General features: G+C 34.4%; 14 protein-coding genes. 9 read left to right on the forward strand and 5 right to left on the reverse strand.

The features are described from left to right. Positions 1 to 31: 31 nt before the first annotated feature. On the reverse strand, positions 32 to 169 hold the full coding sequence (locus AC1D0Y_RS14855) for a hypothetical protein (protein ID WP_201026605.1): 138 nt from the start codon (positions 167 to 169) through the stop codon (positions 32 to 34). A 289-nt stretch (positions 170 to 458) separates the two neighbouring features. Here AC1D0Y_RS14855 and AC1D0Y_RS14860 point away from each other — a divergent pair, with 289 nt between their 5' ends. Beyond that, a complete protein-coding gene (locus AC1D0Y_RS14860) occupies positions 459 to 692 on the forward strand; it encodes a hypothetical protein (protein ID WP_060747286.1) in 234 nt (77 codons plus the stop codon). Positions 693 to 958: 266 nt separating this feature from the next. Here the strand turns inward: AC1D0Y_RS14860 and AC1D0Y_RS14865 are convergent, their stop codons facing one another. Next, positions 959 to 1,438, reverse strand: a complete 480-nt coding sequence (locus AC1D0Y_RS14865) for a hypothetical protein (RefSeq protein WP_477707739.1) — start codon at positions 1,436 to 1,438, stop codon at positions 959 to 961. A 164-nt stretch (positions 1,439 to 1,602) separates the two neighbouring features. Between AC1D0Y_RS14865 and AC1D0Y_RS14870 the strand changes: the two genes are divergently transcribed. The 5 genes from AC1D0Y_RS14870 to AC1D0Y_RS14890 all read left to right on the forward strand — a co-directional run bounded on the left by AC1D0Y_RS14870 (position 1,603) and on the right by AC1D0Y_RS14890 (position 6,321). Beyond that, positions 1,603 to 2,418, forward strand: coding sequence for a DUF2935 domain-containing protein (locus AC1D0Y_RS14870; protein ID WP_477707740.1), 816 nt, complete (start codon positions 1,603 to 1,605; stop codon positions 2,416 to 2,418). A 511-nt stretch (positions 2,419 to 2,929) separates the two neighbouring features. After that, on the forward strand, positions 2,930 to 3,562 hold the full coding sequence (locus AC1D0Y_RS14875) for a TetR/AcrR family transcriptional regulator (RefSeq protein ID WP_060747289.1): 633 nt from the start codon (positions 2,930 to 2,932) through the stop codon (positions 3,560 to 3,562). A 135-nt stretch (positions 3,563 to 3,697) separates the two neighbouring features. Next, the gene (locus AC1D0Y_RS14880) at positions 3,698 to 5,395 is read left to right on the forward strand and encodes an MFS transporter (RefSeq protein ID WP_060747290.1); all 1,698 of its coding nucleotides are present in this window, start codon (positions 3,698 to 3,700) and stop codon (positions 5,393 to 5,395) included. 200 nt (positions 5,396 to 5,595) lie between these two features. After that, positions 5,596 to 6,102, forward strand: a complete 507-nt coding sequence (locus AC1D0Y_RS14885) for a DinB family protein (protein WP_477707741.1) — start codon at positions 5,596 to 5,598, stop codon at positions 6,100 to 6,102. A gap of 84 nt (positions 6,103 to 6,186) precedes the next feature. Further along, positions 6,187 to 6,321, forward strand: a complete 135-nt coding sequence (locus AC1D0Y_RS14890; protein WP_477707742.1) for a hypothetical protein — start codon at positions 6,187 to 6,189, stop codon at positions 6,319 to 6,321. A 399-nt stretch (positions 6,322 to 6,720) separates the two neighbouring features. On the opposite strand, the gene AC1D0Y_RS14895 is transcribed toward AC1D0Y_RS14890, so the two are convergent. Beyond that, a complete protein-coding gene (locus AC1D0Y_RS14895; protein ID WP_043978207.1) occupies positions 6,721 to 6,915 on the reverse strand; it encodes a hypothetical protein in 195 nt (64 codons plus the stop codon). A gap of 563 nt (positions 6,916 to 7,478) precedes the next feature. Between AC1D0Y_RS14895 and AC1D0Y_RS14900 the strand changes: the two genes are divergently transcribed. Further along, the gene (locus AC1D0Y_RS14900) at positions 7,479 to 8,924 is read left to right on the forward strand and encodes a DHA2 family efflux MFS transporter permease subunit (protein ID WP_060747292.1); all 1,446 of its coding nucleotides are present in this window, start codon (positions 7,479 to 7,481) and stop codon (positions 8,922 to 8,924) included. A gap of 252 nt (positions 8,925 to 9,176) precedes the next feature. Next, positions 9,177 to 9,644, forward strand: coding sequence for a hypothetical protein (locus AC1D0Y_RS14905; protein WP_060747293.1), 468 nt, complete (start codon positions 9,177 to 9,179; stop codon positions 9,642 to 9,644). Positions 9,645 to 9,909: 265 nt separating this feature from the next. On the opposite strand, the gene AC1D0Y_RS14910 is transcribed toward AC1D0Y_RS14905, so the two are convergent. Next, entirely contained in the window at positions 9,910 to 11,208 is a 1,299-nt protein-coding gene (locus AC1D0Y_RS14910; protein WP_045293495.1) for a CitMHS family transporter, read from the reverse strand. 727 nt (positions 11,209 to 11,935) lie between these two features. Continuing rightward, positions 11,936 to 12,787, reverse strand: coding sequence for a MurR/RpiR family transcriptional regulator (locus AC1D0Y_RS14915; protein WP_048019337.1), 852 nt, complete (start codon positions 12,785 to 12,787; stop codon positions 11,936 to 11,938). 437 nt (positions 12,788 to 13,224) lie between these two features. Here AC1D0Y_RS14915 and AC1D0Y_RS14920 point away from each other — a divergent pair, with 437 nt between their 5' ends. Beyond that, positions 13,225 to 13,905 carry an RraA family protein gene (locus tag AC1D0Y_RS14920; protein WP_060747294.1) on the forward strand — a complete coding sequence of 227 codons (681 nt, stop codon included), beginning with the start codon at positions 13,225 to 13,227 and terminating at the stop codon, positions 13,903 to 13,905. Positions 13,906 to 13,917: the final 12 nt, after the last annotated feature.

Below are 13,917 nucleotides of genomic sequence, written 5' to 3' on the forward strand. Positions count from 1 at the left end.
AGGCAGCTAATAATACAGCTTTAATTTTCATTTAAGGTTTTGCGTTGCCCGGAGGCTTATTAGTTGGAAAAATTGCTTTTTCTACGTCTTCTACTGCGATTACTGGATCTACCGTATTACTATTTGGTTTGCCTTTTTGACTATTGCCTTTATCGCGTTTCTGACTCATGTTTAAATCTCCCTTCAAAGTTAGTTACATTGTTAAGATGAGTTAATAGAGCGGAGCTTATTCAACCCATTGTCTTTTTAAATTATATTTATTTTATCGGTGTAGACAGGTGTCTAGGGTTCTAAAGAATTTCCTTTACCACAGTATTATTCCTTTTTTAATACGAATCTAGAGCTTAAAAGTCCTTTTATCGGGACTTATCAGAAAATAAGCTATAGGTGGATAAGACATTTGTTTTCTTAAACTGAATATATATTAGATAATTAAAACAAAGTAAGGTGAATTAGAGATGGAAAAAAGAGTAATTTTTGACTTTGAAGTCGATTTTACTAATGGCGGTGGAATACAAGGGCAGGAATTTCGTCTTGATATTGATGGTGATGATATCTCTGATGAAGAATTAGCTAAATATATTGTAAAAGATATGAGGCTGCTAATGGTGGGTGAGGTAAGGATACTGAACAAGAGAATTATTAGCGAAAAACATAAACGAAAACCTGCTGATGAAGATAGTGAAAAATAAAAAAATTATCTATTTTTTGTTTTAAACACACAGGCATAATAGAAAAAAAGAAGTTACCAAAAGGCGACTTCTTTTTTATTTAACCTTGTTTTCACTCCTTTTAAGCCTAAAGGCATATGATTCGTTAGCTTACTAAGGTAGCTGCATAGTATCTAAAAAATCATAATTCCACTTAGCAATCAGTATCTATTTCATTAATGTTTTTCTTTAATATACTCCCGTTTATAGACAGTTTATTTTGGATTTTGTATCCTAAACCGCAAAATTTATAGAGACGAATTCTTTGATAGAGAGTAAAACTTTTCATAAACAATCTGAAACCCGTACAGCACAAGTGTTTTTATTAAAAAAACAAGGGATAACTGAAATCTAGTCAACCGGGCTAAAGAGACATATCCTATTTTTTTTAACCATTTTAATCCGAAGTAAGTAAAAAAAGAATCAATAAGTATGTTTACTAAAAGATATAAGTTGAACTTTCCGTAAGTATATTTTAATATCCACAAAGCTCCAACTAAAAAGGGACCAAATATCAATGGTAATTCTGCTAGAACATTCGGCTTGATTGAGTAAGGAAACCACCACCATTTTTTCTTCTCTGCAAACCTGCCTTCTGCAATAAGATACAAACTCATAAAAATGCTTCCTGGAAGGAATCTTTTGAGAGTCTTTCCTCCAATAAACGGAACACTCAACCAAGGTAAAATCGTCATTAAAATAAGTAGTAATTTATCGTTTTTCTTCAAGTGACAGTCTCCCTTTTCAAAAATATGGATATGTATATATATTCCCTTTTTCATGAGTGTTTATGTGATGAAATAAGAGATCCTGTTTTTTATTACTTTAGTTCATTTCTTCTAAAGCTTCTAATAAACATGTAGTAGTAAGGAACCCGAAGGGAGAGCTAGTAATGATTTCATTATGGGAAGAACATTTATTTTGGTTAGAAATAATTCAGGATCATGCTTATTTTGTACGAGATCACTTATCGGTGAAGGAAGTCGAATACGTCCGAACAGCTAAGCAATATATTCATTTGTTTGATGACTTGCTAAAACAACTGAACTATTTATCCCCTGATGCTATGCATAACGATCCTGCATTAATAGAATTCTCGAGAAAGGCGTGGCCCATTGCCAAAGGGTATTTTGATTTTGAAGGGTCTCTTCAGGCTCTTCGAATTGAAAACGAAGTGAATCTAAACTTATCTCCGACCTATCTTAATGGCACGTTAAGTGAAAATCAGGAATATTTAAGATTTTTATCTTATTTAGTAAAAGGAAAGGAGCCGGTTCCCCTTAGCTTAGTCAAATTAATGGATTTATGGCTGGAAGATCAGCTTGGACATGCTGTTTTGTTTAAAAACCTGCTTGATCCGATTGAGATTATGATATCTAGACAAGCAGATTCATATATCGGGAAATTTCAGGCATTTATTGTACAGAATCATCATTTAAAAGGTTATTTGCGATTTAAGCAGCCAGGTTTTGCAAGACAAACAGAATTTGCTTTAGAAGTGGGGAAAACAACTATTGAGATGAGCCAGTTTGTTTGTGCTATGACCGAAAAATACAAGGAGAACAAGCTTTTAAATAAGGAAACGTTAAGGTTTCTGATACATCATTTTCCTGAGACTTGTTATTTTATTAAAAAATTGAGTTATTATGCTCCCGAATTGCAGCAAGAAGCCAACCAATGCTCATTAAGAAGAGTTTCTTATCTTTAAGATAAGCTAAAACATTTCATAGGGCCTAAATCCACTCCCCCTTTATATTTCTGTAAGCTTTATTTATATGTATATAAAAAAGAAAGGTCTACTTTAGAGGGGAGACCTTTCTGGAGGAGGACTAATTATTGAAAGTAAAAGAAGTGTGGTGCGTATTTAATTAGTTTGCTATGTAAAAGCTACCTCAATGGTCCAATCCCTAGCACTTTTTACATCCCCAGTTATATCTTTTCGTTCTTTTTCTTTCCTTAAAAAAGATTTCACTCTCAAGCTCACGCATCCATATCTAACAGCCGAACGATTCGTTCTTAATCCGTTTTTGATATTGACAGATTGGCTATATTTTGTGAGACTTAATATACATAATGTTCATTAGTTTACATCGTGTGCAGAATGTATGTTGATGGTACAGGATCGTTTAAATAGTCAATCATCAGAAAAAGTAGCTGTACCTATACAAGTCATAATCATATGCCTGAGACTCAATAAAAGTTATACAAGGAGACGAACGATGTCTAAAAAAACAAAAGTAGATCCTAGGATAAAAAGAACAAATAAATACTTAAGAGACGCTTTAGTCGAACTTCTTAAAGAGAAAGACGTCACGTCCATTACGATTCAAGAAATTACGGAAAAAGCGGAATTAACGCGGGGAACATTTTATTTGCATTACCAAGATAAGCAAGACTTTCTGATGCAGAGTATGAATGAAGTTCTAGAAGAGCTAATAGAGAAAGTAAAGCCTAAACAAAATAATGAGGATTTCGCAGCAGTAGAAGAAAATGATGAATCCGTTTCTTTCTTAAAGCTTTTTGAATTCATCTACGAACACGCGGATTATTTTAAAGTTATGCTAAGTGATCGAGGACTACCTCAATTTAGAAGTCATATGACGGAAATTGTAAAGAAAAGAGTGTATGGAGAGTTAATCTCTTCGATTGGAGAAGCAGAGGATGGACTTGATATCCCTGAAGATATTCTGATTAGCTATATCACATCAGCTCATATAGGTGTCATTTGTTCTTGGCTAGAAAGTGATATGAAATTCAGCCCTGCATTTATGGCTGAAAAATTAACCAGGCTAACACTTTTAGGGCCAATTCGAGTAGCAGGCTTAGAAAATAAAATAAAGCTTCCTTACTGAAGCTTTATTTTTTAGTTTGTTCAAATGCGGATAAACATCTTTCTTCTTTACCCTAGCTACTGTGATGGTTGGAAGAAACATGAACGCCGCATTTTTAGTTTTTTACAATCATGAAAGGCAGAAAGGAATTGTAGTATGAAAATAGAAAAACACTGGGGGATTTCCTTACTGGCAGTTTTAGCTATTGGTCCTGGTTTAATGTTAAACACGTCATTAAATTCTATACGTGAAATTCTCCAACAAACGTTTAACGATCAATCTTATATTTCGATAACACCGGTTTTAATAGGGGTTATAAGCTTTGCATTTTGTATTCCATTTGGACCTATCCTTCGACATAAGCTAGGGGAGAGAAGGACGTATGTTCTTTCGATGTGTTTATTTCTTATAGGAGCTATCGTAAGTATTGCGTCTAACAGCTTCTTAGGAATGGGCATTGGTCGTTTTTTACAAGGAACAGGAACGGGTTTAGCACTTATGATGATGATTCCAATGCTGGTTCTTTCTTTTCCGATTCAGAAACGGAACTTGGCATTATTGATTCTTATTGGCGGATTTTATGGATCTAGCGTTGTGGGCATTTTTCTCGGAATGTTAGTGAACAGCTACGGACACTGGAGAGGGTTATTTTATATAGCGGCCGTACTTTCCTTACTGGGAATATGCTTCAGCTACAAATTTTTAACAAATGATCACGCCAAGCAACAGCACAAGCATCATGAACCGTTTGACATCATCGGTGTAGCGTTAATGTTTATGGTTACTGCATTTATTACCTTTACATTACTTAATCTCCAAAAATCAGGATGGGCATCTACTTATGTATGGATAGGCATAGTGGGAAGCATCACTTTTCTATGCTTTTTATTCGCAGCAGAATGGCATATTAAAAATCCGTTAATTCCCTTTAGGTTAGTGGCTTCTCGAAAACCAGCTCTTGCTATCCTGATCGCTGTTATAGGCAATATTAGTATGAGTTTAACTCTTTTATCTCTACAAGGATTGCTTAAAAGCGGATCTAGTTTTGATAAAGGAGACACTTCACTGATCTATATCGGGCTTTTTGCTGGAATAGTAATTGCCGCCATATTAAGTGCCGTATTATATGATAAAGTTGGACCGGGCGTATTAGGTATTATAGGAGCGGTCATCATTATGGGAGTTAACATACAGTGGATGTATGTAGACGGTCATGCTTCAGCTTTTCTCTTTGTTAGCAGCTTTGCCGCTTTAATCTCAGGAGTAGGGTTCACGGTTGCTGCAGGTCTTATGGGTGCAGCTTTAGGCGGACCGCTACCAAGTTTAGTTCCTCGGATGGTCACCGTTCAATTTATAAGAGTTACAGTATCTGCGGTCATCCCTGTAATCAGCAGTATCGTCTTTGCAAAGGTGTATAAAGATCACCTTGCAACAGTAAGCGCAGAGAGCCAGGTGGCTAGTAAAGAAAATTTCACGCAATCTCTACATGTAAAATCTGAAATCATTACGTATCATACATTTTCTACGTTTTCCTGTGTATTGAGCATGGTGGTATTAATTCTTTCGTTTTTGATGTTCCTAACAGGTAAAGGACATAAGCTGGCTCACAAGCCGCATGACAAAGAAACACATAAAGAAAAGCAGAGTACGGAAGAGCTTCCCAATAAAAAAGCTGCTCCCGTTTTTGAGCGTTCATCTAAAGAGGCTATTTCGAATCGAGTCATTGGTGATAGCGAGTATAGAGCAGCGCTAAAAAAATTTGGTCAGCCTAAACCTTCTGCTGATAAAATGCTGCATATGAGAGATCAAGAATATAGAAAAGCTCTTAAGAGAATGAAGGATATAGGACAATAAGTTAAACTGAAGAAATTTGAATAAAGAACAGAAAGAGCAAACTCACGTGTCAGGGAGTTTGCTCTTTTCATTTCTACACGTGCGCTTTACAGATATGTTGTTAATAAATTAATAACTAATACAAAAACACAGTACAAATATATGTTTATTTATGTATAATTATTTATAATATAGAATAAAAATACAAAAGGAGAAACTAGATGAATCCCTTCATAAAAGAAAGCATTGAATCCCTTGATACACAATTAGATATAATCCAAACTTGTATTAGTAGATTAGCAGATGATGATATTTGGAAAAAGTTCCGCCAAGAAACGAATAGTATTGGAAACTTATGTTTACATCTTGTTGGCAGCGAATATGCATTTATCGTCAGCATCATTGGTGGTAAGCCTTTTATTAGACAGCGATCCAAAGAATTTACTGATAACAGAGTAATGGATTCCGAACAGCTAATAGAAAATTTAATCCTTACACGACAACAAAGTAAAGAAGTTATCGCAAATTTTGATTTTAACGATTTAGAAAAATCCATACAAATGCCTTCTACAACAAGTACATTAATTCCAGAACCAGGTAAAGTACAGTCTTGCTTAAGTGTTATCTTATATGCCGTTGAACATTATGCTTATCATACGGGACAAATCGTTTATATGACAAAGCTGCTTCAAATGGAAAATGAACATATCTTAAAATGGAGACATTGAATTTAATAATCCTGTTCAGAAATACTAATTATCCATATAAAATTCAACTAATGCTGCAGGTTAATTTTTAATGTAATAAAAATATTGTGTGTGTTGGACCGCAGTGTAGGGAAAAGAATTTTACGTAAAATGAAAGAATTCATTTTAGAAGAAAATACATTAGTTCAGGATTTTTATAAATTACATTTTGACGCGGAAAATATACATAATAGTGAATAAACAAAACAGAGCTTTCATAAAATAGGGAGTTCTGTTTTTACGCTTAATATCAATATTAAAATTTGATGGAGCCTTTTGTTTAGATGAATTTAGTATGTGAATTCGAGTTGTTTGTCTCAAAAAACAATTTCCTCAGAGAGCGTTTGTCTGCACATTAAATGCATGTATTTAGCTTGTTTCATACTTTATCTAAAAAGTATGAAATAAAGAATTTTATCCAAAAAAGAAAAATTAGTAGACTAAATTAAAGGTACGCTTAGAGGGCGCAAAATCTATTTTGGCTTCAAGTCGGAGAAAAATTTTAGTGACTAGAATAGGAAAAAAGAGACTACCCTATAAGATATTGTATGGATAGAAAAGGACATTACTTTTGTAAATAACGTCCTTTTATATAGCTAATTATTCTTTTTCAACTACTGTAAAGTATTGGACGTTCCTTTTAACAATGACCAACTCATTTGATAAATCCAATATTTTACTTTTGTCTTCAAACCTATACTGTATGTAGTTCTTTGCACGAATAAGTGATTTAGCTTCAACTAAATGACTTATTTCACCATTAATTAGATGAAACGTTACTTCATACTTTTTCATAAGAAAACACCTCCATATTATCAATTTTTACTATTACTTAATTTCTGATACGCTTTCTTTTGACTGATGATTAAAAAGTTAGGTGTGTTCTATTAGGGCGAACAGAACAAAAAGCATATAACAGAACCAAGTTTTAATTGTCACATGGCACCAAGTTGGGTATATAGCTGTTGTTATTTAGTATATTTTAGATAGAAACAGTACTTATAGCTGTGTTACAATATTCCTGTTATGTAAAATGAAATTCATTTTATAGTTCTATTTCGTTTTAACTTACTTATTAAAAATTCCATATTATGAATGGAAATTAGTTTACATAGGAAGGTTTCTAAAGTTGATTTAGAAATGAAATGGAGAGGTATCTGTGGAAAGAAATGAATTTAGAAGACAAAAAGCACTTCGGTCAAAAGAGAAGAGAAAGAAAAAGCTTAGCCAACATAATGCCTTAAACTTATCACTAATCTTTATATCAATATGCATTGTTTGTCTGCTAATCAACTTATCATTGAGATAGAAAAACGCTCACCAAAAAGAGTATGTAAAAGAGAGGAAGACAATTTAATATGAGTAATCAACAAACAGTGGCCGAAAGCTCTAACATCAAAGTACTGCCGATTATAACGTCGTTTCTTATTGCTGGATTTATCGGTTTATTTAGTGAAACAGCGCTAAATATGGCATTAAAAGAGCTAATTTCTGGCTTTGGTATTCACGAAACAACTGCACAGTGGCTGACAACAGGGTATCTGTTAACGTTAGGAATTTTGGTACCTATTTCGGGTTTTATTCTTCAGCGCTTTACAACCAGACAGCTTTTTATAGCATCTCTAATTTGCTCCATTATTGGAACATTTATTGCTGCTATTGCACCAACGTTCGGGGTACTCATGATTGCCCGTGTCGTGCAAGCCGTTGGAACTGCTTTACTTTTACCGCTTATGTTTAACACGATTCTTGTTATTATCCCGCCGCATAAACGTGGAAAGTCAATGGGGATTATCGGCCTTGTTATTATGTTTGCGCCAGCTGTTGGCCCAACCGTATCAGGATTAATCTTAAAAACATTAACGTGGCACTGGATTTTCTGGATTTCACTTCCGCTGTTATTTGTTGCCTTAGTGTTTGGAGCTTTCTTTATGCAGAACGTTACCACACCAACAAAGCCAAAAATCGATATGATTTCTGTTGTTCTTTCAACAATCGGTTTTGGCGGAATTGTATTTGGATTTAGCAGCGCTGGAGAAGGCGGGGGCTGGGGAAGTCTACAGGTTATTCTAACTCTTGTAATTGGAACTATTGCGTTAGTTGCGTTTTCTATTCGTCAAACGAAGATGAAAGAGCCAATGCTAGACCTTAAAGCCTTTAAGTATCCAATGTTTACAATTGGCCTTTTATTAATTCTAGTCTGCATGATGGTACTATTGTCTGCGATGATGATTTTACCTTTATACTTACAAACATCATTAGCTTTATCAACTTTTGCCGCTGGCCTAATGCTTCTTCCTGGAGGAGTGATTAACGGAATTCTTTCACCCGTTATGGGGGGATTATTTGACCGCTTTGGTCCCAAATGGTTAGTTATCCCTGGACTTGTGATTGTAGCCGGCGCCATGTATGGTTTTTCAACCGTAACGCTGGAAACGTCAACAGGATTTATCGTTGCTCTGCACATTGCGCTTATGATAGCCATTTCGATGATTATGATGCCAGCTCAAACAAACGGATTAAACCAGCTTCCACCTGAGCTGTACCCGCACGGAACAGCAATTATGAACACTTTGCAGCAGGTTTCTGGCGCAATTGGAACAGCTGTTGGAATTTCCATTCTTTCATCAGGTTCAAGAAGCTTCCTTGAGACGGTATCAGATAAAATGGATCCATTAAACCAAGTTCTTGCCTTTACCAACGGTGTTCAACATGCGTTCATCTTTGCGATTATTGTTTCAATTGTTGGATTGGTTATCTCGTTCTTTATCAAGAGAGTCAATGTTGAACAAAAAGCACATTAATAAAAAACACAGACCATCCAATGGTCTGTGTTTTTTAGATTTACGAGAAAATTTTAAGGTTCTGTATCAGCCGTATTAATTTTAAAAAATCTGAGGCATTTGATTTATCCTGCTGCGACTCACCTCCAAGCACATTTTAAACAAAAAGTGAAGGCCATTAAATAGAAATTCATTGCTTAAAAGAAGGTTTTTTTTGTAATAAGTGGACACTATAAGAAGAACTAGATAAAGTACGTTGAGGTGAGTTCGCTTATGATATCAAGAAAACACGTAGGATTTAATCTATCTATAATAGCGATTCCATGGTTGTCGTTGTTATTTATAGGGAAACACAGCATAAGACGTTATTCGTTAGCAGGGGTTTTTATTATTATCTTAGAAATTATTAATCATTTGTACGGGCATCAGAGGAAGTGGTGGAGGTTCTACGACAAAAAAGATTCGTTTATAAAAGATGAACTTCCTTTTAGCATTGGGCCTTATATGCCACTTTCAATGTGGCTGCTTAAATCTTCGTATGGCAACTTTAAGAAGTTTATATTATTGAATATTATAGTTGATGGAATCTTTGCTTTTTACTTTATTGATGTTCTTAAAAGGTTGAAAATTGTAAGTCTAAACCGATTAAGTCATTTTCAATTTTTTATCTACCTTCATTACAAAGCATATTTGTTATATGGAGTGCAGTATTTATTTGAAAAGGTGAAAAAATGGAGTTGATTTAAAACCCTAAGTGGGATTACGTAGGCATCATTTTTTAATTTGGCGGATATAGACATCCCCTTATTATTCAAGCAATTGAACATGAATTTGATGTCTAAACTGTTGAGATCAAATTGACAAACGGAGATACTGTATCAGTCATGATTGATTAGTGATTTGCTTATGTTATATTTCAATCTTTAATGTAATTTAAAGTTAAATATTATAGAAGAGAGCTGTTTTGAAGAATCAGCTCTCTCTTTTGTATGTTCCCATAAATCATTCATATAGATAGTATTCCAAATAATACAGCCACAATCGTCATAACTAACGCTGTTCCAATGGCATACTTGGCAGCAAAGCGAATATGGTCACCTATATCAATGCCAAGGAGTCCTACTAAGACATAAATAGAACCTTGAAGTGGACTTAATAGATGCAAGGGTTGCCCTAGTAAAGAAGCTTGACCAATTTCTAGTGGAGGGATGCCAAAGTGAGCAGCCGTTTCAGACATAATAGGAATAATCCCGAAATAGAAGGGGGCATTTGCCATAAAAAATGTGAATGGCATACTTATAAGGGCAACAATTACTGTTAATTTTGGGCCAAGAGCATCAGGAATAACGGCTATTAAAGTATCCGCCATAGCTTTAACAATACCTGTTCCATCTATAATTCCAGTAAATATACCTGCAGCAAATATCATGGAAACCACCGTTAATATATTCCCTGCATGAGCATGCAAACGTTCCTTTTGATCTTGTAAATTTGGGTAATTAACAATCATCACGATAGCAAAACCAATCATAAACAAAGCTGGTAATGGTAAGAACCCTAGAACTAAAGCAGTAAGAAGTAAAAGTGTTAAAGCTAAGTTAAACCAAAATAATTTTGGACGCTTTATTGATGCATCCATTCCTACATCAAGAGCTGCAGCAATTTCATTATTAAATTCTGTATCTATATTGATAACTCCCAGTCTTTTACGCTCGCGTCGTCCAAGGAAATAAGAAACCCCTAAAACCCAGATAGTTCCTGCAATCATAGAAGGAATAAGTGGTAATAGCAAGTCTGTTACATCTGCTTTTACAGCCGCCGTAGCTTGTACAGCAGGACCACCCCAGGGAGTCAAATTCATAATACCCATTGCTAACGCAGGAATACAGGCTAGAATAAGTTTATTCATACCTAATCGATTGTATAGTGGGAGAAATGCAGTTACTACAATTAGATATGTAATGGTACCGTCACCATCTAAAGCAACTATTAAAGAAAGTACTGCAGTACCCATTACAATTTTTAGAGGATCACCGCCAACCATCTTTATAATCTTCGCTACTAGAGGATCAAATAATCCTGTATCAATTAACACCCCGAAATAGAGAATGGCAAAGATAATCATAATTGCTGTCGGAGCAATGGTTTCAAGACCCTTCATCATCATTGGTCCTAAATCAGTGAAGCCGCCCAATAAAGCAAAAACAATAGGAACCACTGTTAATGCACTGAAGGCAGACAAACGCTTACTCATGATTAAATACATAAATACTACAATCATCGAAAAACCTAAAAATGTTAACATATTATACCCCCTCTAGAACTTTCTTTCATTTTCCCTCTTGTTTATCTTTAATGTCATACTTTTTAAATTCTCATGAAACTATTTAACTATCATTCTTTATTATAAAGCTGCTTTGCACAATCATTCATTAGTAGAAAACAATTGGCTTTTTTTACATATTATTGGTTTAAAACCTGGTATCAGAACGAATGTAAGGGTTTACAAAAAATCTAGCGTGAATTCCCCCCTTAAGCCCACTGTATATATAGAATCATTAATAGATTATTTTCTATTCTCGTGTTTCTTTAACTAATCACTCCTTTACTAAAATCTTTTGTTGATGATTGCTTAGAACCAAAGGTAGCGCTCTCATCATTTTCGTGTTAACAAGCAAAATACAAGTGTTAGGATTAATAAACTTATAGTCACTTTGTAATATCTTAGTAGGGGAGCAGTCAGATATCTCCGGATGATATCTAAAAATGATTTTACAGAACTAACTATATTCATTATTACAACTCATCGTTTGAAGTAATAATTATTACTTTTTATTTAATTGTTGTAATAATTGTGACTATTTAAAAGTATACTATCATGGCTTCTAATGAAAAGTAAATGTTTTTTTATAGAAATGAAAAGTGAAAGGGAAGTATTAGACTTAATTGAAAAAATAAAAAAGTGGTAAAAACATAAAATATCGAATTATTTTATGCATTCGATATTTCATGCTTTTACCACATTCGTAAATTTAATCAGTGTAATGATAATTAATTTTTGTAAGGATTGAAGTGATTTTATCGAGACGATCCTTTGTCTTTTCTGGATAATTTATAGCTATCGCACTTACAAGATAATCGGCCACAAGTAGCGACGCTATAGGTGAATTATGAAAAGCGATACTACTCGAGCTACAAGTCAGTACTAAATCTGAGTACTTAACTAAAGGAGAAGAATAACTGTCGGTAATCGAAATGACCTTGGCATCGTTACTTTTGGCAGCTGTTACAAACTCAACAGTTCTTCTAGCGTACCTTGGAAAGGAGGTTGCAATAACTAAATCTTTAGAAGTTAAAGTAATTCCTTTATCCACCCAATCACTTAAGTCAGAGACAATTAGCTCACAGTTTCCGAGTAGTCGATTAAGCCCAAAAGATAGATGCTGTGCCACGGGTAAACCACTTCTAACGCTTGTACAAAATATTCGGTCTGCAGAGACAATCATTTCTAACGCTTTATTTAGGCTCTCTGTAGAAATCATTTCTACTGTTGATTGAATGTTATTGAATTGACTTTCTGCACAGCGCATCCACAAATCACTCTCATCTAAGCCCTTCAAATTTGTTTCTAATCTGATTTGAGGAGCGGCATTGTTACGTAAAAGCTCCTGAAGTCCTTTTTGAAACTCTGCATATCCAGAATAGCCTAGACTAAAAGCTAATCTCATTATCGTGGTCGTACTAGTTTTTACTGTCAAAGCCAATTGATCAACCGTTAAAAAAGCTACATCGACAGGATTTTTAAGGATATAGTCTGCTACTCTCCGTTGAGTTTCTGTTAGTTGTGAGATATTATCTTTTAATTTTAATATTGGATTTTCCATACCTTCGCTCCAATTAAACAGATTATATTGTAAATTTTATTTTTTTAAGCATATAAAAAGTATTTATCACAATACTTACTTGAATTTTAGCATGTTTACTTTTTTATGTAAAAATGTTTCTTCTAAGTAATAAAGCTTAGGATATGTTTTTCCTGTGCTTTATTTATAAAAATAGATTTACTTTATTAGGTACCGGTGATAAGATACATTTAAGATTATAGTAATAAATATTACTTAAATAAAAAAAGTAGTAATTTTTATTACTTTATTTATTTTTTACGATGTTTTTCTATCTTTTTCAAAAATGCAGCAAATAAACTGTAGATATTCTGCGAATAGGGGGGACAATATCTAATTTTATTACTTTAATTTTGTAAGCGTTATCCTGAGTAGAGCATTGATTAGAATATATTAAAATCGAAGAGGAGTGTATATCAGTGAGTAATTTAGCACCAGTATTATCTGAAGACATTATTAAGAGAGCAAACCTTCTTAATACAACTCTTATATCCGATGCAATGGGGTGTACAGGCTCAATGGATTATAAAATTAAGCCTGTATCTACAGGAATGAAGGTAGTTGGAACCGCTCTAACTGTAAGTTTAAGACCTGGAGATAACTTATTTCTTCATCAGGCAATCTATGATGGTACAGAAGGATATGTACTAGTTGTAGATGGAAAGGGGCATACGGCAAATGCTTACCTTGGAGAATTGATGGCAGCTGCAGCTAAAGCTATTGGACTTGAGGGGATTATTATAGATGGGGCAGTTCGGGACAAAGAGACCCTTAGTCAATCAGGATTTCCTATTTTCTCAAAAGGATTTATTCCGAATGGTCCTCTTAAAGATGGTCCAGGTGAGTTACATAAACCTATTTCTTGTGGAGGCGTAGCTGTTATTCCAGGAGATCTAATTATAGGTGATGATGACGGAGTTGTTGTAGTTCCAAAAGAAAAGATTGAAGAGGTTCTTTTGAAAGCGGAAAAAAAACTAGAGTATGAGAAAACACGTTTAGAAACGATCGAAGCATTTGAAAGAGCGCGTCTGCAAGGTGAATCTGGAGGTAACATTCAGCCTTCATGGTTAAGAGAACAGATGAAAGCATATGGATTATAAACAGAAGGGAGA

The sequence above is a fragment of the Priestia sp. P1_B12_1 genome, from assembly GCF_056406695.1.

Coding starts and splice junctions, on each gene's coding strand:
- AC1D0Y_RS14870 (WP_477707740.1), top strand. CDS start 1,603: ATGATTTCATTATGGGAAGAACATTTATTTTGGTTAGAAATAATTCAG.
- AC1D0Y_RS14875 (WP_060747289.1), top strand. CDS start 2,930: ATGTCTAAAAAAACAAAAGTAGATCCTAGGATAAAAAGAACAAATAAA.
- AC1D0Y_RS14855 (WP_201026605.1), bottom strand. CDS start 169: ATGAGTCAGAAACGCGATAAAGGCAATAGTCAAAAAGGCAAACCAAAT.
- AC1D0Y_RS14895 (WP_043978207.1), bottom strand. CDS start 6,915: ATGAAAAAGTATGAAGTAACGTTTCATCTAATTAATGGTGAAATAAGT.
- AC1D0Y_RS14900 (WP_060747292.1), top strand. CDS start 7,479: ATGAGTAATCAACAAACAGTGGCCGAAAGCTCTAACATCAAAGTACTG.
- AC1D0Y_RS14860 (WP_060747286.1), top strand. CDS start 459: ATGGAAAAAAGAGTAATTTTTGACTTTGAAGTCGATTTTACTAATGGC.
- AC1D0Y_RS14885 (WP_477707741.1), top strand. CDS start 5,596: ATGAATCCCTTCATAAAAGAAAGCATTGAATCCCTTGATACACAATTA.
- AC1D0Y_RS14910 (WP_045293495.1), bottom strand. CDS start 11,208: ATGTTAACATTTTTAGGTTTTTCGATGATTGTAGTATTTATGTATTTA.
- AC1D0Y_RS14880 (WP_060747290.1), top strand. CDS start 3,698: ATGAAAATAGAAAAACACTGGGGGATTTCCTTACTGGCAGTTTTAGCT.
- AC1D0Y_RS14915 (WP_048019337.1), bottom strand. CDS start 12,787: ATGGAAAATCCAATATTAAAATTAAAAGATAATATCTCACAACTAACA.
- AC1D0Y_RS14905 (WP_060747293.1), top strand. CDS start 9,177: ATGATATCAAGAAAACACGTAGGATTTAATCTATCTATAATAGCGATT.